General features: G+C 53.3%; 19 protein-coding genes. 8 read left to right on the top strand and 11 right to left on the bottom strand.

The window, feature by feature from the left end:
- The first annotated feature begins 1,144 nt into the window (after window positions 1-1,144).
- The 4 genes from ACK5JN_RS06065 (at window position 1,145) to hpt (ending at window position 4,411) form a co-directional block, all read left to right on the top strand.
- A complete protein-coding gene (locus ACK5JN_RS06065) occupies window positions 1,145-1,339 on the top strand; it encodes an ogr/Delta-like zinc finger family protein (protein ID WP_078003530.1) in 195 nt (64 codons plus the stop codon).
- A 476-nt stretch (window positions 1,340-1,815) separates the two neighbouring features.
- Window positions 1,816-2,532 carry a hypothetical protein gene (locus ACK5JN_RS06060; RefSeq protein ID WP_416869326.1) on the top strand — a complete coding sequence of 239 codons (717 nt, stop codon included), beginning with the start codon at window positions 1,816-1,818 and terminating at the stop codon, window positions 2,530-2,532.
- A gap of 1 nt (window position 2,533) precedes the next feature.
- Entirely contained in the window at window positions 2,534-3,634 is a 1,101-nt protein-coding gene (locus tag ACK5JN_RS06055) for a P2 family phage major capsid protein (RefSeq protein WP_416869325.1), read from the top strand.
- Between the two features lie 240 nt (window positions 3,635-3,874).
- Entirely contained in the window at window positions 3,875-4,411 is a 537-nt protein-coding gene (gene hpt / locus ACK5JN_RS06050; protein WP_416869324.1) for a hypoxanthine phosphoribosyltransferase, read from the top strand.
- 93 nt (window positions 4,412-4,504) lie between these two features.
- Here hpt and can read toward each other — a convergent pair whose 3' ends face one another.
- Window positions 4,505-5,167: a carbonate dehydratase gene (gene can / locus ACK5JN_RS06045; RefSeq protein ID WP_065356543.1), complete on the bottom strand. Its 663-nt coding sequence runs from the start codon at window positions 5,165-5,167 to the stop codon at window positions 4,505-4,507.
- 101 nt (window positions 5,168-5,268) lie between these two features.
- Here can and ACK5JN_RS06040 point away from each other — a divergent pair, with 101 nt between their 5' ends.
- The 4 genes from ACK5JN_RS06040 to ACK5JN_RS06025 all read left to right on the top strand — a co-directional run bounded on the left by ACK5JN_RS06040 (window position 5,269) and on the right by ACK5JN_RS06025 (window position 8,807).
- On the top strand, window positions 5,269-6,195 hold the full coding sequence (locus ACK5JN_RS06040; RefSeq protein ID WP_416869323.1) for an ABC transporter ATP-binding protein: 927 nt from the start codon (window positions 5,269-5,271) through the stop codon (window positions 6,193-6,195).
- Window positions 6,192-6,962 carry an ABC transporter permease gene (locus tag ACK5JN_RS06035; RefSeq protein ID WP_416869322.1) on the top strand — a complete coding sequence of 257 codons (771 nt, stop codon included), beginning with the start codon at window positions 6,192-6,194 and terminating at the stop codon, window positions 6,960-6,962. The genes ACK5JN_RS06040 and ACK5JN_RS06035 overlap by 4 nt, the downstream gene beginning before the upstream one ends.
- Before the next feature lie 111 nt (window positions 6,963-7,073).
- A complete protein-coding gene (locus ACK5JN_RS06030) occupies window positions 7,074-7,514 on the top strand; it encodes a PTS sugar transporter subunit IIA (protein ID WP_416869321.1) in 441 nt (146 codons plus the stop codon).
- 63 nt (window positions 7,515-7,577) lie between these two features.
- Window positions 7,578-8,807, top strand: coding sequence for a polysaccharide deacetylase family protein (locus ACK5JN_RS06025; protein WP_416869320.1), 1,230 nt, complete (start codon window positions 7,578-7,580; stop codon window positions 8,805-8,807).
- A gap of 35 nt (window positions 8,808-8,842) precedes the next feature.
- On the opposite strand, the gene panD is transcribed toward ACK5JN_RS06025, so the two are convergent.
- The 10 genes from panD to ACK5JN_RS05975 form a co-directional block, all read right to left on the bottom strand.
- The gene (panD, locus tag ACK5JN_RS06020) at window positions 8,843-9,223 is read right to left on the bottom strand and encodes an aspartate 1-decarboxylase (protein WP_035891933.1); all 381 of its coding nucleotides are present in this window, start codon (window positions 9,221-9,223) and stop codon (window positions 8,843-8,845) included.
- 285 nt (window positions 9,224-9,508) lie between these two features.
- On the bottom strand, window positions 9,509-10,357 hold the full coding sequence (gene panC / locus ACK5JN_RS06015) for a pantoate--beta-alanine ligase (RefSeq protein WP_416869319.1): 849 nt from the start codon (window positions 10,355-10,357) through the stop codon (window positions 9,509-9,511).
- Window positions 10,358-10,368: 11 nt separating this feature from the next.
- Window positions 10,369-11,163, bottom strand: coding sequence for a 3-methyl-2-oxobutanoate hydroxymethyltransferase (gene panB / locus ACK5JN_RS06010; protein WP_163448026.1), 795 nt, complete (start codon window positions 11,161-11,163; stop codon window positions 10,369-10,371).
- A gap of 112 nt (window positions 11,164-11,275) precedes the next feature.
- Window positions 11,276-12,550 carry a fimbrial protein gene (locus ACK5JN_RS06005; RefSeq protein ID WP_416869318.1) on the bottom strand — a complete coding sequence of 425 codons (1,275 nt, stop codon included), beginning with the start codon at window positions 12,548-12,550 and terminating at the stop codon, window positions 11,276-11,278.
- 31 nt (window positions 12,551-12,581) lie between these two features.
- Window positions 12,582-13,157 carry a fimbrial-like protein gene (locus ACK5JN_RS06000; RefSeq protein WP_416869317.1) on the bottom strand — a complete coding sequence of 192 codons (576 nt, stop codon included), beginning with the start codon at window positions 13,155-13,157 and terminating at the stop codon, window positions 12,582-12,584.
- 6 nt (window positions 13,158-13,163) lie between these two features.
- A complete protein-coding gene (locus ACK5JN_RS05995; RefSeq protein ID WP_416869316.1) occupies window positions 13,164-13,760 on the bottom strand; it encodes a fimbrial protein in 597 nt (198 codons plus the stop codon).
- A gap of 10 nt (window positions 13,761-13,770) precedes the next feature.
- Complete coding sequence (locus ACK5JN_RS05990) at window positions 13,771-14,343, bottom strand: fimbrial protein (RefSeq protein ID WP_416869315.1); 573 nt, start codon at window positions 14,341-14,343, stop codon at window positions 13,771-13,773.
- 16 nt (window positions 14,344-14,359) lie between these two features.
- Window positions 14,360-16,963 (bottom strand): outer membrane usher protein, encoded by a 2,604-nt coding sequence (locus tag ACK5JN_RS05985; protein ID WP_416869314.1) that lies wholly within the window; start codon window positions 16,961-16,963, stop codon window positions 14,360-14,362.
- A 29-nt stretch (window positions 16,964-16,992) separates the two neighbouring features.
- A complete protein-coding gene (locus tag ACK5JN_RS05980) occupies window positions 16,993-17,736 on the bottom strand; it encodes a fimbrial chaperone (protein WP_416869313.1) in 744 nt (247 codons plus the stop codon).
- 78 nt (window positions 17,737-17,814) lie between these two features.
- Window positions 17,815-18,399, bottom strand: coding sequence for a fimbrial protein (locus ACK5JN_RS05975; protein ID WP_416869312.1), 585 nt, complete (start codon window positions 18,397-18,399; stop codon window positions 17,815-17,817).
- Between the last annotated feature and the right edge of the window lie 7 nt (window positions 18,400-18,406).

The following is an 18,406-nucleotide window of genomic DNA, read 5'->3' as shown; positions in this document are numbered from 1 at the left end:
GCCCTCAGCTGGCACTGTCGTTTCTGACTGTCCTGCAGCACTGTTAAAAATGACTGTACTCGATGTATGGCCAGCACCGCCATAAATGGCAATATTTGCCGGAGTGGGGCTATTACTGGACAACTGGCGAAATGACCAAATATTTAACAGAAAAGAATCCTTTAATTAAAGAATGGTGGATTTTCTAGAATTTGAGGGGGGGTATCGGAAACGGGTTACAAAAGTTACAAAGTAAAAATAAAACACTATTATATTGATTTATATATCATTTTATCCAAATCCAAAAAGTTACAACCGGGTTACGGTCGGGTTACTCTGTAACCTTATCTCAGGTTACAATTTTAAATCTTAACTGTCTGATTTTATTGGGTGTAACTTTTATGGGACTTTTTGTAACCTCTCAAAGGTTACAAGATTAATTGATTAAAATCATATGATTAAGTGATTTTTTTTGTGACTGTAACCGTTGTAACCCGCTTCCGTGACTCCCCCTGGTTTTTGAGAAAAAAGCTCTTTTCCTGTTAATATTTCATTAACAACCACGTGTGAAAATTCTTTATGGATGGTGGCCTTCTGCGTCACTCATAGGTGTTTATTTCAGACTGTATTACAGCCTCTGCGACGGGTGCAATTTTGTGGCTTTTTAGCCTGATTCCCCCGGTTTCTGGCACTGCACAATAGTGCACAAATTTGCACAATTTTTTTGATGGTATTTATACCCTTTCCGCCCGCTGCTGGCGCTGGCTGAGGCCGGATCGCCAGATGCACGAAAAATGAAGCGAATGTCGCGCGCAGGTGACGGGGGAACAGCCCACGCGACGGGGCGCGGGACGGTGAGCCAGTAATATTTTGCCGTCAGAATCAATGTACGTGTTGTGGGGCGCATTTCAGAACGCGAATCATGCCCGGCCACATAATTGAGGCTGCGCCCCTCACAGTGGCTTACACGCGCTGAATGAAGATGAAATTATTTTTCCACGGACTGCCCGCAGGCTGGAGGAACCTCCCTGCACGGGGCGTGTGGGCTGGTGAATAATTTTGAATGGAGTGCTGCAAAGATTTTTATTGCAGGCCGGATGTTGTTGTCATGCCCTGCCTGAATCATAATATCGGCGAGTTCAACTCCCACAGGGGAGCTATCATCATGTTTCGTTGTCCCTTCTGCGGCGCTATGGCTCGCACCCGTACCAGTCGCCGCCTGAGCGATCACACCATACGCCAGTATCATCAGTGCCAGAATCTGGAATGCAGTGAGAGCTTTACCACCCTGAACGCCTTTGAACGCCGGGTCAGTAGTCGTGACGCACCGGCGACGCTTCCGCCTGCGGCGGGAGATTGAAGCGTCAATGTGTGCCGTTCCCCCGCCCGTTACGGGCGGGGTGTTATTCTTCCCTCGCATAACCTGCCAGCACTTCACTTATCAGGGTATCCAGACTCTGATAACGGCCCGCACTGCTGTTTAACGCCTGCTCCATGCCCTGCCGGGCCAGTCTTATCACACACCCTGAATAGCTGAGCGAATGCTGTTCGCACAGTCTGCGGATTTGTTCGTCCAGTTCGTGGGGGACTCTGACTGTACGAAGAATTGATTTGCCATTTCTTATCGGGCTATACACAGATATTTATCCTCTCCACTTATCTGAACTCATTATTCGGAGAATTATTGGTACTGTAATACAGTTTTTGGTGTCCCCTTCCACTGACAACTAAAGCAGCGCGACATCCTTTCTGATTCTGGTGAACCATAAAGGCCATACCGGCAGGCAGAGTGCGTGCCGTGGTAACTGTATTACATCAGGAATCAGGACTATGAAAATGACACCCGAACTTACCCGACTGGCAGAGAACGCCGCGACAGTGCGCCTCGAATTTGATGAGGCATACGGCCTGCTGAAAGCGAAACAGGCCACCGTGCAAAACCTGCTGGATACCCGTCAAAAGCTGGAGGAAGAAGCGGGCAGGCAGTCTGACGGATGGGAGCAGAGTCTGCTGGCGTCCGGTGGCGTTGAAAGTGAAGACTCAGACAAAGCCACGCTGCTTGCCAGCCTGGCAAAAGAGAAGCTGGGGCGTATCTCCCCGCTGATTGATGCGGCCCGCGTAGAAGTGCTTAAGCTGCGTTATGACGCGGCTGATAAGGCCAGACGCTATGATTTTGCCTGGCGTGAACTGAGTACCGCGCTCATTCAGCCGGAGTGTGAAGTCCTGCTGAACAGCCTGCGCGACTCGCTGGTGATTGTGCGCGGTCTGTTTGCGCTTTCCCCGCTCCCCGCCCATGACTTCGATAACCTGCTTGGCTCGCTGGTCAGGGATATCACCCGCGAGAATAACCTCACTCCCGCCCGTGACTATCTGGCAGCGGTAGCCGACGACAGCGAAAATGCGCTTCATCTCTGGCCGGGTTCATTCCCGGAAAACATGCGTAATATCATGCGCTGCTCTCCGTCAGGCGCACAGATGGCGATGGCACGTAATGACCCGGAGAAAATGCGTGCGCTTGCCGATGGCCGGGAACCTTGCAAGGGAATGGGCTGATATGGTGGGAGATAAAGGCATGAACAAAACAACAGGTATGCCGCAGCCGGTCATGCTGGCCGGGGAGAAACCCCGCGCAATGGCGACGGTTGTCACCCGCGTCATTGAAGCCCTGACCAACAAAGAAAGCGGCTCCATCGAGCTTACGTCAGACTTCGTGTCAATCAATCACAGTAGTACCAACCCGTCCCCGGTGCAGTCCGGGGCGTTGGCGGCGAACTACAGCGCGGAATTTCTGACCCGGATTAACGTCACCCCCGTGAAAGACGCCGAAGGGGAAAGCGTGATGGTGGGTTCAGGTGGATCGCTGGCCTATGTCAGCAATGGCAGTACGCGCCGGAATCCACAGAGCGGGGCCGCACTGAAACCCCACCGCTATCAGTGCCAGAAGGTCAACTTTGACACCTGCATTTCATATGACGAACTGGATGCGTGGGCGCATCTTGAAAATTACCCGGAACTGGCTAAGGCGGCGGTTGATCAACAGCGCAACCTCGATCGCCTGTTAATCGGTTTTAACGGTACGCACTACGCCTACCTGTCCAGCCCTGAAAAGTATCCGAAGCGTCAGGATTGCGGCGTGGGCTGGCTGGAGAAGTACCGCAAGGAAGCGCCGGAGAGGGTTATCAGTGGGCTTTCAGTTGCAGGACGCAACGAAGACGGGCGGATCATCTCACACGGCGATTACGGCACCGTTGACGCCCTTGTACTGGATGGCTGGCAGTCAGCCATTACTCCGCAATACCGTATGGATCTGGTGTCGGTATGCAGCATGAATACCCTTTTCAACAAAGAGTATCCGCTTGTGAATGCCGTGGCACCCAATCAGCCAAACAAGGAAATGCTGGTCAATCAGATCCTGCTGAACAACCCGACGCTGGGCGGACTTCCCGCCGTTCCTGTGCCGCATTTCCCGGACAATGCGGTACTGGTAACGTCCCTGCGAAATCTTTCCCTGTACTTCCTGAAAGGAGGCGGCAGGACGCTGGCGAAGAATGAGCCGGAATTTAATCGTCTGGCGGTTTATGAGTCGTGGAATGAAGCCTATATGGTGGAAAGATACGAGGCCGGTTGCCTAATTGATGACATTCATTGGCAGTGATAGTTGACGCCTTAATTAACAGAGAGCTGCGAGATGCAGCTCTTTTTTTTGGCAAAAAAGGGCGCTTTGGCTTGGAAGGTCTATTGGGTAGTAGGGTACAATCCGCCCCCTTTGTTTATTATGTTCCTGTGTTTTCTGGTTCGTTCACCAACTTGTATATCAATCGGTGTATCAATCAATGAAAAAAATGAACATAAAAAATAGATATAATTACTTTAAATTCAATATGGTATGTGAATTATGAAACATTATGTTGAAGTGATGATCCCGGAAGCGGAGATCAAAGCGCGTATCGCCGAACTGGGTCGTCAGATTAACGAGCGCTATAAAGATAGCGGCAGCGAAATGGTGCTGGTGGGCTTGCTGCGCGGTTCATTCATGTTCATGGCCGACCTGTGCCGTGAAGTGCAGGTGCCGCACGAAGTCGATTTTATGACGGCATCCAGCTATGGCAGCGGTATGTCTACCACCCGCGACGTGAAAATTCTGAAAGACCTGGACGAAGATATCCGCGGTAAAGACGTGCTGATCGTCGAAGACATTATCGACTCGGGCAATACCCTGTCGAAAGTGCGCGAAATTCTGAGCCTGCGCGAGCCGAAGTCGCTGGCTATCTGTACGCTGCTGGATAAACCGACGCGCCGTGAAGTTCAGGTGCCGGTTGAGTTTGTCGGCTTCTCCATCCCGGACGAATTCGTGGTTGGTTACGGTATCGACTACGCGCAGCGTTATCGCCATCTGCCGTATGTCGGCAAAGTGGTGCTGTTAGACGAGTAATGCGCGGGTGCCTGATGGCGCTTCGCTTATCAGGCCTACGGCGCAGGTTTGTAGGCCGGGTAAGGCGTTAGCCGCCACCCGGCAATCCCTGCACTACTTATGATTGATATGCTTTAGCTTGAGGTTGGAAATCCCGTGGCGGTAACGCTGCTCCAGGGTTTCGCGGCTGGTGGCGGTGACGTCGAGGTCGCGCAGCAGGCCGTCATGAATACCGTAGGCCCAACCGTGAATCATCACCTTCTGGCCGCGCTTCCACGCAGACTGCATGATGGTGGAGTGCCCCAGGTTATACACCTGTTCCATCACGTTCAGCTCACATAACGTATCCAGACGACGTTCCTGCGGCATCTCGCCCAGCAATGAACTATGTTTGAACCAGATATCGCGGATATGCAGCAGCCAGTTGTCGATTAAGCCCAGCTCCGGGTTCTCTACCGCCGCCTGTACGCCGCCGCAACCGTAGTGGCCGCAGATAATTATGTGTTCAACTTCCAGTACATCAACGGCATACTGCACCACGGAAAGACAGTTGAGGTCAGTGTGGATAACCAGGTTTGCCACGTTACGGTGAACAAACAGTTCACCTGGCTCAAGCCCGGTGAGACGTTCGGCGGGAACGCGGCTGTCGGAACAGCCGATCCATAGAAAGCGCGGTTTTTGCGCTTGCGACAGTTTCTCAAAAAAACCGGGATCCTCTTCTATCAGCATCTTTGACCATAGTGCATTGTTGCTGATGAGTGTATCTATGTCGTTCATGGAAGCGGTAACCCAGTAATTTTCGTTGGGTTAATATAGGGCAAGTCCTGATTTATTAAAACCCAATATCAAGTATCGGAATGTAAGGTAAGCGAAAATCTATGACCATTGCACTGGAATTAGAGCAACTGACGAAGACCTATCCGGGCGGTGTGCAAGCGCTGCGTGGGATCGATCTGAAAGTGGAAGCCGGAGATTTTTACGCGCTGTTGGGGCCGAACGGCGCGGGTAAATCCACCACTATCGGCATCATCAGCTCGCTGGTGAATAAAACCTCCGGGCGCGTCAGCGTCTTTGGCTACGACCTGCAAAAAGACGTGGTCAACGCCAAGCGTCAGCTCGGGCTGGTGCCGCAGGAGTTCAACTTCAACCCGTTTGAAACCGTGCAGCAAATTGTGGTGAATCAGGCCGGTTATTACGGTGTTGAACGTAAAGAAGCGGTTATTCGCAGCGAAAAATACCTGAAGCAGCTCGATCTGTGGGAAAAACGCAACGAACGCGCGCGAATGCTCTCCGGCGGGATGAAGCGCCGTCTGATGATCGCGCGTGCGCTGATGCATGAGCCGAAGCTGCTGATCCTCGATGAGCCGACCGCGGGCGTGGATATCGAACTGCGTCGTTCCATGTGGGGATTCCTCAAGGATCTCAACGATAAAGGCACCACCATTATTCTCACCACTCACTATCTGGAAGAAGCCGAAATGCTGTGCCGCAATATCGGCATTATTCAGCGCGGCGAGCTGGTGGAAAATACCTCGATGAAGGCGCTGCTTTCCAAGCTGAAATCGGAAACCTTTATTCTCGATCTGGCGCCGAAAAGCCCGCTGCCGAAGCTTGATGGTTATCAGTACAACCTCGTCGATACCTCAACGCTGGAAGTGGAAGTACTGCGCGAGCAGGGGATTAACAGCGTCTTCAGCCAGCTGAGCGCCCAGGGCATTCAGGTGCTGAGTATGCGCAACAAAGCGAACCGTCTGGAAGAGCTGTTTGTTTCGCTGGTTCATGAAAAACAAGGAGATCGCGCATGATGCAGCTTTACTGGGTCGCGCTGAAAAGCATCTGGGCGAAAGAGATCCATCGCTTTATGCGTATCTGGGTGCAGACGCTGGTGCCGCCGGTTATCACCATGACGCTGTACTTTATTATCTTCGGTAACCTGATTGGCTCGCGCATCGGCGAGATGCACGGCTTTAGCTACATGCAGTTTATTGTGCCGGGCCTGATCATGATGGCGGTGATCACCAACGCCTATGCCAACGTGGCCTCGTCGTTCTTCAGCGCCAAGTTCCAGCGCAACATTGAAGAGCTGCTGGTGGCGCCGGTGCCGACGCATGTGATCATCGCCGGCTTTGTCGGCGGCGGCGTGGCGCGCGGGCTGTGCGTGGGGATTCTGGTCACCGCGATATCGCTGTTCTTCGTGCCGTTCCAGGTGCACTCCTGGGTCTTTGTGGCCCTGACGCTGGTGCTGACGGCGATTCTGTTCTCGCTGGCCGGCCTGCTGAACGCGGTATTCGCTAAAACCTTTGATGATATCAGCCTGATCCCGACCTTCGTGCTGACGCCGCTGACCTATCTGGGTGGCGTGTTCTATTCGCTGACGCTGCTGCCGCCGTTCTGGCAGGCGCTGTCGCATCTGAACCCGATCGTCTACATGATCAGCGGCTTCCGCTACGGTTTCCTCGGCATTAACGACGTGCCGCTGGCCACCACCTTTGGCGTGCTGGTGGTGTTTATCATCGCCTTTTACATGCTGTGCTGGTATCTCATCCAGCGCGGGCGCGGTCTGCGCAGCTGATTGTGCCTAATTTCCCGGCAGACGGCGTTTGCCGGGAAGTATTCTTTGACAGTCATCACCCCTCTTTATCAATCACTCCGCTAAACTACTTGCCTGCTAAGGAGGCAAGCTATGTTAGGTTGGGTTATTTCCTGCCATGACGATCGCGCACAGGAACTGCTGGATCGTCTGGAAAAAAAGTTTGGGCCGCTGCCGCAGTGTCGGGCGGTCAATTACTGGCGCGGGCTGAGCGCCAATATGCTGAGTCGCATGATGTGCGACGCGCTTCATCAAACCGATTCCGGTGATGGCGTCATTTTTCTGACCGATAACGCCGGGGCGGCACCGTATCGCGTCGCATCGCTGATGAGCCACAAGCATAGCGGCTGTGAGGTGATTGCCGGCGTTCATTATTCATTGGTTGAGCGAATGGTTCCCCTGCGAGATTCACTCAGCAGCAACGACTTCCGCGATCGCATCGTCGAGCAGGGCGCGCCCGGCGTGACCAGCCTGTGGCATCAGCAGCAAAAAAATCCGCCTTTTGTGCTGCTCCACGATTTGTATAAGCCCTGAACATTGGTATTGATGGCGCTTTTGTTACAATAACGAGGTCGGTTCCCGCTTCGGTTATTGTTCATGCCTATACGTGCTGTTGTTTTCTTCCTGCTGTTCTTCGTCGGTGGCGCGAGCGCCGCTTTGCCTGCGCGCTATATGCAAACCACCGAGGACGCCACGATTTGGGCGCGCATCGGCGATCAAACCGTGACCGTGGGCAATCTGCGCGCCGGGCAGATTATCGCCGTTGAGCCGAACACGGCAGATAACGACACCTTCAGCTTTGGCTTCGGGAAGGGCTTTATCGATAAGGGGCACCTCGAACCGGTGCAGGGGCGCCAGCGGGTTGAGGATGGCTTAGGCGATCTGAATAAACCGCTCAGCAATCAGAATTTAATCACCTGGAAGGACACGCCGGTGTACAACGCGCCGGATGTCGGCAGCGCGCCGTTCGGCACGCTGGCAGAAAATCTGCGCTATCCAGTGCTTAATAAGCTCAAAGATCGGCTGAATCAGACCTGGTATCAGATTCGTATCGGGGAGCGTCTGGCCTATATCAGCGCGCTGGATGTGCAGCCCGATAACGGCATTCCGGTACTCACCTATCACCATATTCTGCGCGACGAAGAGAACACCCGTTTTCGCCATACCTCGACCACCACCTCGGTACGCGCCTTCAGCAACCAGATGACCTGGCTGCGCGACACAGGATACGCCACGTTGAGCATGTATCAGCTGGATGACTACGTGCATAACCGCGTGAACCTGCCCGCGCGCGCGGTGGTAATAACCTTCGATGACGGCCTGAAATCGGTAAGCCGCTATGCTTACCCGGTGCTCAAGCAGTATGGCTTTAAGGCCACGGCGTTTATTATATCATCGCGGATTAAGCGTCATCCGCAGAAGTGGGCGCCTAAGTCGTTGCAGTTTATGAGCGTCTCCGAGCTGGAGGCGATCCACGATGTGTTCGATTTCCAGTCGCACACCCATTTCCTGCATCGCGTTGATGGCTATCGGCGGCCCGTGCTGCTGAGCCGCAGTTATCACAATATCCTGTTTGATTTTGAACGCTCGCGCCGGGCGCTGGCGCAGTTCAACCCGCACGTGCTGTTTCTTTCCTATCCTTTTGGCGGTTATAACGCGACGGCGGTGAAGGCGGCGAACGATGCCGGTTTTCATCTGGCGGTGACGACGGTGAAAGGGAAGGTGAAACCGGGGGATAATCCGATGCTGCTCAAAAGGCTGTATATTCTACGCACGGATTCGCTGGAGACGATGTCGCGGCTGATCAGTAACCAACCTCAGGGGTAAACTGGCGAGCCGCGAAGGCGGCCCGCCGGGGAGAATCAGGCAACCTGAACCGGAATGGCCTTCGCCGTGCGCTTCATCTCGTTGTCGCCTTCGAAATAGGCAACGTTCGGGCGCCAGGTGCGCGCTTCTTCATCACTCATGGTGACGAAGCTGGCGATAATGACGATATCACCAACATCGGCATTGTGCGCTGCCGCACCGTTAACGGAGATAATTTTCGAGCCACGCTCCGCCGCAATGGCGTAGGTGGAGAAACGTTTGCCGTTGTTCACGTTCCAGATATCAATGGCTTCATTTTCCAGGATACCGGCTGCGTCGAGGAAGTCCTGGTCAATGGCGCAGGAACCTTCGTAGTGCAGGTCTGCATGCGTCACTTTCACGCGGTGGAGTTTGCCCTGCAGCATAGTGCGAATCATAGCGTCTACCTTTAATTCTTAACGGATACAAAGCAGTCTTCTGACTGCCTTGAGAAATTTCGCAGGCAGTATTGCCCGATTTCTGACGGGTGTCCATATGCGATTAAGCCTGCTTACGATTAATTGCGTATCGTCACGCATAACGTTTTGCAAACGTTGTCCTCTTGCAGGATCGCAGCCATTTATGTATCCGGAGCGAACCCGGCGGCGCTGCGCTTGGCCGGGCTACTATTCCTGTAGCCCGGACGAGGCGCGTATGCGCCGACTCCGGGATCGGCTCCGACATTAAAGCTCGATGCTCTGATTATCAATCAGTCGTGCCTGGCCCAGCCACGCCGCCATCAGGATCACCGCGCGTTTGCTGTTTTCAGTGAGATCGAGCAGGGTATCGGCGTCGCGAATCTGAATATCATCGGCGCGGAAGCCTTTCTCGTTCAGTTCCTGCTCGGCGAGTGCGATGATTTCTGGCAGCTCACGCTCGCCCGCTTTGAGCTTCCCGGCTACACGACTCATGACTTTGTACAGACCCGGGGCGATTTTACGCTGCTCCGCCGTCAGGTAGCCGTTACGCGAGCTGAGCGCCAGACCGTCTTTGGCACGGATAATCGGCACGCCGACGATCTCGATATCGTAGCCCAGGTCGGCGACCATTTTGCGAATCAGCGCCAGCTGCTGGAAATCTTTCTCACCAAAGCAGGCGATATCCGGCTGGATTAGGTTGAACAGTTTGCTGACGATGGTCGAGACGCCGCGGAAGTGGCCTGGGCGGCTGGCACCTTCCAGCATGGTGGAAAGGCCCGGAACGTCAACATAGGTTTGGCCTTCCAGCCCCTGCGGGTAGATTTCTTTCTCCGACGGGGCGAAAACAAAATCAACCTTACGCTTGTTTAGCTTCTCGCAGTCTTCCTGTAACGTGCGCGGATAGCGCGCCAGATCTTCCGGGTGGTCAAACTGCATCGGGTTGACGAAGATGCTGACAACAACAACGTCCGCACGCGCTTTCGCTTCATCGACCAGCGTCATATGGCCATCGTGCAGGTTGCCCATGGTGGGAACCAATGCAACACGCTTGCCTTCCTGACGTAGACGACGGATATGCTGGCGCAGCAGCGGAAGGGTTTCAATAATCAACACACCTTGACTCCTTAATGGAAACTGTGTTCTTCGCCCGGATAAACGCCGGACTCCACTTCAGCAATATACTGCCGCACTGCGGCGCGCATGTCGCCCGCTTCGGCAAGGAAATTTTTTGCGAATTTCGGAATATGGCCGCCGGTGATGCCGAACGCATCGTGCATCACCAGGATTTGTCCGTCGGTGACGTTACCCGCGCCGATGCCAATCACCGGAATCGACAGCGCTTCAGTGACGCGCTTCGCCAGCTCAACCGGTACGCACTCCAGCACCAGCAGCTGTGCGCCCGCCGCTTCCAGCGCCAGCGCGTCGTCCAGCAGCACCTGGCCTGCGTCGCCGCGGCCCTGCACCTTGTAGCCGCCAAAAATATTGACTGACTGCGGCGTCAGCCCCAGATGGCCGCAGACCGGAACGGCACGGTCGGTGAGCATTTTCACGGTATCCACCAGCCATGCGCCGCCTTCGATTTTGACCATGTTGGCACCGGCACGCATCACCGTGGCAGAGTGCTCAAACGCCAGTTCCGGCGTGGCGTAAGCCATAAACGGCAGATCGGACAACAGCAGGCAGTTCGGCGCGCCACGGCGTACCGCGCGGGTGTGGTAGGCGATGTCTTCAACGGTCACCGGCAGGGTGGAGTCGTGCCCCTGCACGGTCATGCCCAGCGAATCACCGACCAGCATCACGTTGATGCCTTCATCGGCGAACAGTTTGGCAAAGCTGTAGTCGTAGGCGGTAATCGTCGCGAAGCGCTTTTTCTCTTGTTTGCATTTCTGCAGCAGGGCGATAGTGGTGGGTTTGCTCATAACCTCTCCGTCCATAATGGCAATTAATAGATTTTGCGCATTGTAGGGGAAGAGGCGGCGGAACGTTAGCCCTTTATGGGCATATCCCGCCGACCTGCGACATCAACGACTCTCAAGGGTAGTCGAAGGTGAAGATGCCGTTGGCTTTGAAGTTACCCGACTCTATTTTCTGGTTATTGTCGCGCTTAAGCGTCGCCAGAAAATTGAGGGTTTGAGACTGTACTTTACCACTCTCACTGGTACCGTAGATATTGTCATCATTGGAGGTGTCACGCTGGTCGTTATACACCGAGGTCGTTTCATTAGGGATCATCACCATCTCAGGGCTATAGCTGTTGGCCGCGCCGCGAATCTCTAAGCCAACGCCGGTCGCATGGTTGCTGGTCAGGATATTACCAAGCAGGGTGGGATCGCTGGCGCTGGTTGTGGTGGTGAGCGTGACGTTAATATTGCGCAGCCCCTTACAGCCCGCCAGATTAATGGCAAAGGGGACCGATGTCGCACCATTAATAATATCGTTTGGGCTGTAGCTACCCAGATTAACCGTGGTACCGCTGACGCTGTTGCCGCTGGCGACGGGTTGGGTGGAACAGGTGGGTTCGGCCACGGTCACGGCGCTGATATCAAAGGTGACATTATCATAATAGCTGTTAATGCCTGGACCTGGGTTTTCGTTCCAGATGCGCACATGATAGTTACCGTTTTTGAGTAATGTGATTTTTGATTCGCCGGGGGTATAGGTTTGGTCGGTGTAAAAGGTGATTGCTGCATAAAACCCCAACCCACCCCATGTAAAATAGCCAACTGCGCCTTCTTCTGAATCCGGTCCATTGCAACCGTCGGTATCTTTTATCGAAATGACGTTGTGCATTACCCCGTTCGATATCTGTAGCGTTGGGGCCGTCACCACAATATCATTGCCATAGGAACTAAAGCTACGTAGTGCTAGTGAAAAATAAAGTCCGGTGATATTCGTTTTAAAAATATCGACGCCGCCGTAACTACCCGCAGAAATAAGACCTGATTCTACAGAAATTGGATTGCCCGTTCCCTCATCTGAGGTGTTACAAAAAAGACTGCTGCTATGCTTTGAAGATGACCCATGATTAGCATTCCAGTTTATGATGACATTTGCAGGGGCAAGTTCATTTGTTCGGCTAAAGTAGACGGTGCGTCCGCTGGGGTATGTCATTACATCGTTACCGTCTCCTGATGGGCCTCCATATATGTAGTTCGCAACATAGTTTCCCAGCACAAAGGTCTGTGTCTGTGCATAACTGGCGCTGGAAAACAGCACCAATGTTGTGAATAGTGAGGATAGAAAAACGGAAATCACCGTCAACCAGCCTCTGTTTTTGCCATGTTGCATCAACGTGTTCCCTCTCATGACCATCTCCTTTCAAAAGCCGATGGCTTTTTTATTCGTAATAAACCGACACCAGCACGCTGGACTTCACCGGGCCGCTGACGATGGACTGACCGGACAGTACTTTTTGCATCCGGGCGTAAAATGAGTAACGGCTGTCGGCGTAGTCAGCGGCGGTAACCTCATATTGGCTACGTGGCGTGCCGTCGGTATTCATCACGTTATAAATGTTGTTGCTGTCGTTGACGGAAAAAATCACCACCCCGACGTTTTTTGCGCCGTCGACTTCTTGATTAGCGAAAATCTGCGTTGACCCTGGGGCAAAACTGCCGGACAGCGGCGAGAAGTGCAGGGTTATTTTTGACGGCTCTTTGCCGCTGACCGGCATACAGTCTTTGACATGTACATAGAAGGTTTTGCCACCTTCATAGAGGTCTTCCGCAGTGACGCCGCTGGCGAAATAGTCGAGTCCTTTCGTGCCTAGATCGATCAGGCCATTATCGTCGACTGAGACTTCACAGCTGGTGTTGACAATATTGGCCTTAATTTCCACATCGGTATCGGCATGGCAGAAAGGCATCAATGACGATAAGCTGATGGTCAATGCGCCGCACAATAATTTGCTCATCGCGTCTTACTCATAGGTAATGGTGAACAGGCCCTGGGTAGAGAAGGTGCCGGTATGTAAATCCGCTATCGTGCTGCCGGAAGCCAGCACAATACGGGCGCTGAGCGGCCAGACGACGGTGGTTTCATCAGTGGCCTGGGCCAGATCGATGAGCTGCTTCGCCGGGCTGGCGCAACTGAGCTGTTTGCTGCCGCTGCTGGCCGGCGTTGAGGTGGTCCAGACCTCGGCGGAGACGCCAGCGGCATCATCGCTGCTGTTCAGAGCGTTACGAAATCCGTTGCCGCCGCCGGAGGCGCCATCACAGCCCGTCTTCGCCGTTAGGGTGACGGTGGCCTGTTTTTTAGCCATACCTATGCAGTTGCTGAACACCAGCGAAAAGGCGCGAGAGTTGCTTTTATTGACAATTTGCGGAATGTAAATATCGCCAATATCGACCACCGCATTGGCGACGCCGCTGTTGTCGTACAGCGTGGCCTGACAGGTGGTTGGCGTGATGGTGGTGGAAACCGTCATCTCCAGCGAGTTCACACCCGCGTAGCCCGGTGCTGTAGCAAGGAGAAACGGCAGTGCGCCGCAGAATCCAGATAGATATCGTGTCAACACAGCCTCCCTGCTATTCATAGGTAAATGTAAAGGTGACCTTGGCCTGGAAGTCGCCCGGCGTGGGGGCTAGCGAGGCGCTGGCGCGGCGGAAAAAGGCGCTAAGATCAAAACCGTCAGTAATCTGACTTTGGCTCCATATCGTTTTTTGCGTACCGTCGAGCTTCAGACGGGCTGAGTCATCCGCGCCGTCGGGCTTAAAGCCAAGGCCGACGTTTTCCGCATTGCCGCTGGTCAGGCTGTTTTGTAGCATATAATTACTATTGGAAAGCGTGGTGCCTTGCAGGGTCATCGTCAGCGAAGCTATCTCGTTATTACACTCCTGCGGCTGAAGCTTGAAGCTGCCCTCGGTGCTGGCGGTAACGCTAATCAGCTCGGCGATCCCGATATTCGGGATCGTGAGCGCGTATTGCGTCCCGCTACCGCTGACCGACGAATTCGTCAGGCTGATGACTTTCATCACACAGGTGGTTTCTTCAATCACGGCGGTAAAGTCAAGGCTCAGTCCCTGGGTGCTGGCAAAGCCCGGCGGTGCCAGCAGTGCGCTGGCGAACGTCAGTACGTGGACTACGCGGTGTTTGTTCATCCTTTATCCTCGTAATCTATTGCATCTTGCAGGGAACGGCGTTGAGAATGATGGTTTTTCCTGCCATTTTCTCGTCGCCTTGTGTTGTTTGGTAGTGCAAGCGGCAGCGCTGGGGCTGGTTCTGCTGGCTCCAGCGTACTTCCAGCTCCCCGCTCTCACCAATGCCGCGCACAAACGCCTGGCTGCCCTGACCGACGGTACCGAGCAGATTGTTGTTCAGATCGTAAACTTCGGAGGTGAACGGGATAGGCTGTTTGTCACTGCGTACCAGGTTCAGGATCGCTGATTGCCCCTGATCGGTCTCGAATTGGCTCATCACCACCGCACCGCGTCGCGGGATCACGGTGGCGCTGGTGCTTTTCATTTCGACATCTTTATCTAACTCGTTAATATCGAGGGAGACAGTATTTTCTCTGTATGGCGTTAACGAACTGCCAATGCCATAGCCGAAGCGGTCGATAGTGCTATTTCCGTAATCAATACGCGCGCCCTGGGCACCTGGCGCATCAATGAGCACTAACGTATCGCTGGTGCCAAAGCTCTGGTTGCTAAAGGTCAGTCCGCCGCTGTGTAGCACGAAGCCACCGTCGGTATTTAAAGAATACTGACGCGAGCTGTCATTGCTCGCCGATGCCGATGCGGAGATGTTGCCATAGCTGGAGTCGTAGCTGACGTAAGAGCTGACGGTAGAAAGATCTTTGTTTTCTTTCTGCATGTTATAGGCGGTGCTAACGCTATAGTTCCAGCGGCTGTCAGCGCTATAGCCACTGGCTGTAGTGTTAAACTGATTACTGCCGTCAAAATCGCTGCTGGCGCTGCTGCTTAACGTCCGGAAACCGCCACTGTCTCTTGTGGTACCCATCAATTTATCCAGTGGGATCGTCACGCTCAGGTATACGGAGTCGTCGCGGTTGTTGTCTTCGTCGTAGGAGCGCTGCAGGTTGATGCTGTAGGTTGCCCAACCCAGGCTGTTACTGTAGCCAGCAGAAAAACTGCTGCGTGAATCATTGGTCACCCAATAGTCGGCCCAGCTTCCGTTCAGATAAAGTGAGCCGTAATTGGTGTCTTCGCTTTTCAGGCTTTGGTTAAGACTAATGGTGAACTGATTTTTCATCCGCGAATAGTTGCTCATGTCGCGGGAAGACGTACCGTTGTTGTGTTCAGCATCATCAATCAGGCTCAAGGCATCGCTCAAACCCAAATAGTCTTTGGTTGAATAACGATAGGCAGCAATATTTAGTGAGGTATCCGTCGGTGTGAAAAATTTATTCCACGATACGCGATAGCTCTGACCACGATAGGTTTTATCATCGGGGATATTGGTTTGTGATTGCGTGACATCAAATGAAATTGCGCCGATAAGGGTATTCATCCCCAAGCCCAATAGTCCGGCTACATAGCCATTGTCGGTTGCTTGAACGCCGCTAAAGCCGGTGAAGGTGCTGTTTAAACCGTAGTAGAAAGTGCCCTGAGCCAGACCCGGTTCGTCATGCAGACTGTCGTCATTGACCTGACCCATGCTTATGTCCCAGCTACCAACGCCAGGGTGCATCATTTGCACCAGCGATGAAAATGCCTGACTAAAGCTGTGTTTTGAGCCATCGGCTTCGGTGACGGTGACTTCTAAATCCGCGCCGTACCCCGACGGTGAGAGGTCGTCAATCACAAACGGCCCCGGTGGAACCGTGGTCTCATAAATTTTGTAGCCATTTTGCGTAATGGTCACTTTGGCATTGCTGTTGGCCACGCCGCGAATCGTGGGGGCGTAGCTGGCGAGCTGCGGCGGTAACATTTGTGATTCGCTGTAGAGGCGAACGCCGCGCAGATTGACGGTATCGAAGCTTTCGCCGCTGGTGCTGGATTCGCCGATGATCAACTGCGACCGAAGGGCGGCGATATCTCGCTGAACATAGCGGTTCTGGTAGTCAATGTTGCTGCCGCCATCTTTTTGCCAGGAGTAGTTGCCCTGCGCGCGGAAGTGCCATGCGCCAAGATTTATGCCGCCGTTAAAGCCTGCATACACGCTATCTTCGGTACCGTAGTCATTTTCATTTTTCCATGCGCTGATGTTGTATGACAACATGGCGGCAGGGATACCGTCATCCCACAGTGATGGATCGACATAGTTAGCGAAGCCCTTTTGTACCCACATCTGCGGCACGCCGATATCCAGTCGTTGCTCACCGCCGTCAAAGTGGACCGTAGACAACGGAATAGCCAATGACAGATTAAGGCAGCTATTCGCGCTGTCCTCACGTGCCATCAGCATCGCATTTGCCGGCAGATCGTCAGGCAGACGAATATGCAGCTGGTTTAAGATTTTTGGGGTAATACAGGCCTGGGTTTTACCGTCATGTTTGGCATCAATAAACTCGACCTTCACCGTGGAGACCAGATCGTTATTGACGTAACCGCTCACGTCGTAAATGCCAGGTGAAATAGCATTACCGTCAGAGTAGCGGCTGAGGTCGACTTTACTTGAGCCTGGCCCCATTAAAAATGAGCTGTCAAATTCCAGCGTTTCGTTTTCGGCCCATGCACAGACGCTGCCGGATAAGAGAGTAAGGGCAATAGCTCGGGACAAAAAGGTGACCCGGAAAGTGTTTGACAGCTGTTTCATTGGCGCATCCGAAAGATTAAATGTAAGCGTTAAATGTCCACCTTGCCGCTAATTGCGCCGCCAAAGTCATTAATCGCAATATAGCTAATGCTGGTTTTCGCCGGGGTGCCGTTTAAGCCGGGAATGGGGAAATCGGATTCACCTTTGGGGGCGACCATCGAGGCCGAAACGGTATATTTTCGTCCGCCGACAACCGCCTCTACCTTATTAAATGAGACAAAGTACCCTGTGGGGTTAATGACGTGGACCACCGGTTTTCCTGCTTTTTGCTGTACGCGCCACTGTAATTTCGTTGGTGCCTCTGATGGTGTTCCTTCCAGGCCGTCCGGGCGGTAAAACAGTTTTATGCGGGTGCGAAAAGCCAGCTGCAAAATATTTTTTTCTTTTACATCGGCCTCTTTCATTTTGGGGGGGACTTCCAGCACATTGAACCAGAAGATGCTTTCGCGATCTTTCGGTAATACGCGGCTCGCCGTGTAGGTGAGTTTTACCGTCTGACCGCGGCCGGGCTCAATACGAGAAACCGGCGGAGTGGCGTTAAAGGGCACGTTGATAATACTGGGGTCGGCATTTTGATCGCCGTCGTCCAGCCAGTTTTGTACCAGGGCGGGACGGGAACCTTTATTCTCCAGGCGAATGGTCGTGTCTTTTTGCGCCTCTTTATAAACAATTCGGGTGCCGGAAAGGATAATATCTGCCATTGCGGGCTGAACAGCTGACAGTGCCGTGACAGTAAATAAGATTGAAAAAAGAGAACGACGCATCCTGGTCATTGGTATTCCTCCATGGTGTTCTGGAAGGGGAATATCGTGTGAAATCACGCAATACTCCCCCTTATTAAAGTACGGCTATTAGTTATAAGTCAGGGTGTACGCGACGTTGGATTTCACGTAGCCTGCGGTCACTGGAACTGCAGTAGACTGTTTGACGTAAGAGACGGCGAAGTTGAATTTCGCAACGCCATTCGGGTCAAAGTTCGCATCATGGACATCGCTGGCATCGTTCACTTTTACTTGGGTATAGGCCAGCGCGGAGCCGGAACCATCGATCTGGTGAATTGCAAGGGCGACGCCTGTTGCCGGCTCGGAAATAGAGTCATCGTTGTTCAGCGTACCTTCGCTGTTGCTGAAGAAGGTTGACGCCATGCTCAGATGAGCTGTGCTGTTGGTGTTGCTGGTACCGCAATCTACGGTGATATAGAACGATTCCGGCTGGACGCCGACAGCGCTGGTTTGTACGCCCAGATCGTTGCTGATGTCTGCTGTTTGAGCGGTGTTCAACTGAACCTGCCCATCCTGGCTGCCGCCGTTAACATGCGGAGTACAGGTGTTATCACTGACCAGACCGGCGAAATCAACCTGACCGCCGTCGACTGCAAAGGCAGATGTGGAAGCTGCAGACAGAACCAGTGATAAAGCGATTAACTTTAATTTCATGTTGAAA

The sequence above is a fragment of the Kluyvera sp. genome (assembly GCF_047971185.1).
Classification (GTDB): domain Bacteria; phylum Pseudomonadota; class Gammaproteobacteria; order Enterobacterales; family Enterobacteriaceae; genus Kluyvera.
The sequence above is the reverse complement of the archived record's forward strand: the minus strand, read 5'-3'. Positions and strand labels throughout refer to the sequence as shown.

What these genes read in the sequence shown, in the direction of transcription:
- hpt (WP_416869324.1), top strand. Translation starts at nt 3,875, where the DNA reads ATGAAACATTATGTTGAAGTGATGATCCCGGAAGCGGAGATCAAAGCG.
- ACK5JN_RS06065 (WP_078003530.1), top strand. Translation starts at nt 1,145, where the DNA reads ATGTTTCGTTGTCCCTTCTGCGGCGCTATGGCTCGCACCCGTACCAGT.
- ACK5JN_RS06035 (WP_416869322.1), top strand. Translation starts at nt 6,192, where the DNA reads ATGATGCAGCTTTACTGGGTCGCGCTGAAAAGCATCTGGGCGAAAGAG.
- panB (WP_163448026.1), bottom strand. Translation starts at nt 11,163, where the DNA reads ATGAGCAAACCCACCACTATCGCCCTGCTGCAGAAATGCAAACAAGAG.
- ACK5JN_RS05985 (WP_416869314.1), bottom strand. Translation starts at nt 16,963, where the DNA reads ATGAAACAGCTGTCAAACACTTTCCGGGTCACCTTTTTGTCCCGAGCT.
- ACK5JN_RS06030 (WP_416869321.1), top strand. Translation starts at nt 7,074, where the DNA reads ATGTTAGGTTGGGTTATTTCCTGCCATGACGATCGCGCACAGGAACTG.
- ACK5JN_RS06000 (WP_416869317.1), bottom strand. Translation starts at nt 13,157, where the DNA reads ATGAGCAAATTATTGTGCGGCGCATTGACCATCAGCTTATCGTCATTG.
- ACK5JN_RS06055 (WP_416869325.1), top strand. Translation starts at nt 2,534, where the DNA reads ATGGTGGGAGATAAAGGCATGAACAAAACAACAGGTATGCCGCAGCCG.
- ACK5JN_RS05990 (WP_416869315.1), bottom strand. Translation starts at nt 14,343, where the DNA reads ATGAACAAACACCGCGTAGTCCACGTACTGACGTTCGCCAGCGCACTG.
- ACK5JN_RS06040 (WP_416869323.1), top strand. Translation starts at nt 5,269, where the DNA reads ATGACCATTGCACTGGAATTAGAGCAACTGACGAAGACCTATCCGGGC.
- panD (WP_035891933.1), bottom strand. Translation starts at nt 9,223, where the DNA reads ATGATTCGCACTATGCTGCAGGGCAAACTCCACCGCGTGAAAGTGACG.
- ACK5JN_RS05980 (WP_416869313.1), bottom strand. Translation starts at nt 17,736, where the DNA reads ATGACCAGGATGCGTCGTTCTCTTTTTTCAATCTTATTTACTGTCACG.
- can (WP_065356543.1), bottom strand. Translation starts at nt 5,167, where the DNA reads ATGAACGACATAGATACACTCATCAGCAACAATGCACTATGGTCAAAG.
- ACK5JN_RS06025 (WP_416869320.1), top strand. Translation starts at nt 7,578, where the DNA reads ATGCCTATACGTGCTGTTGTTTTCTTCCTGCTGTTCTTCGTCGGTGGC.
- ACK5JN_RS06005 (WP_416869318.1), bottom strand. Translation starts at nt 12,550, where the DNA reads ATGAGAGGGAACACGTTGATGCAACATGGCAAAAACAGAGGCTGGTTG.
- ACK5JN_RS05975 (WP_416869312.1), bottom strand. Translation starts at nt 18,399, where the DNA reads ATGAAATTAAAGTTAATCGCTTTATCACTGGTTCTGTCTGCAGCTTCC.
- ACK5JN_RS06060 (WP_416869326.1), top strand. Translation starts at nt 1,816, where the DNA reads ATGACACCCGAACTTACCCGACTGGCAGAGAACGCCGCGACAGTGCGC.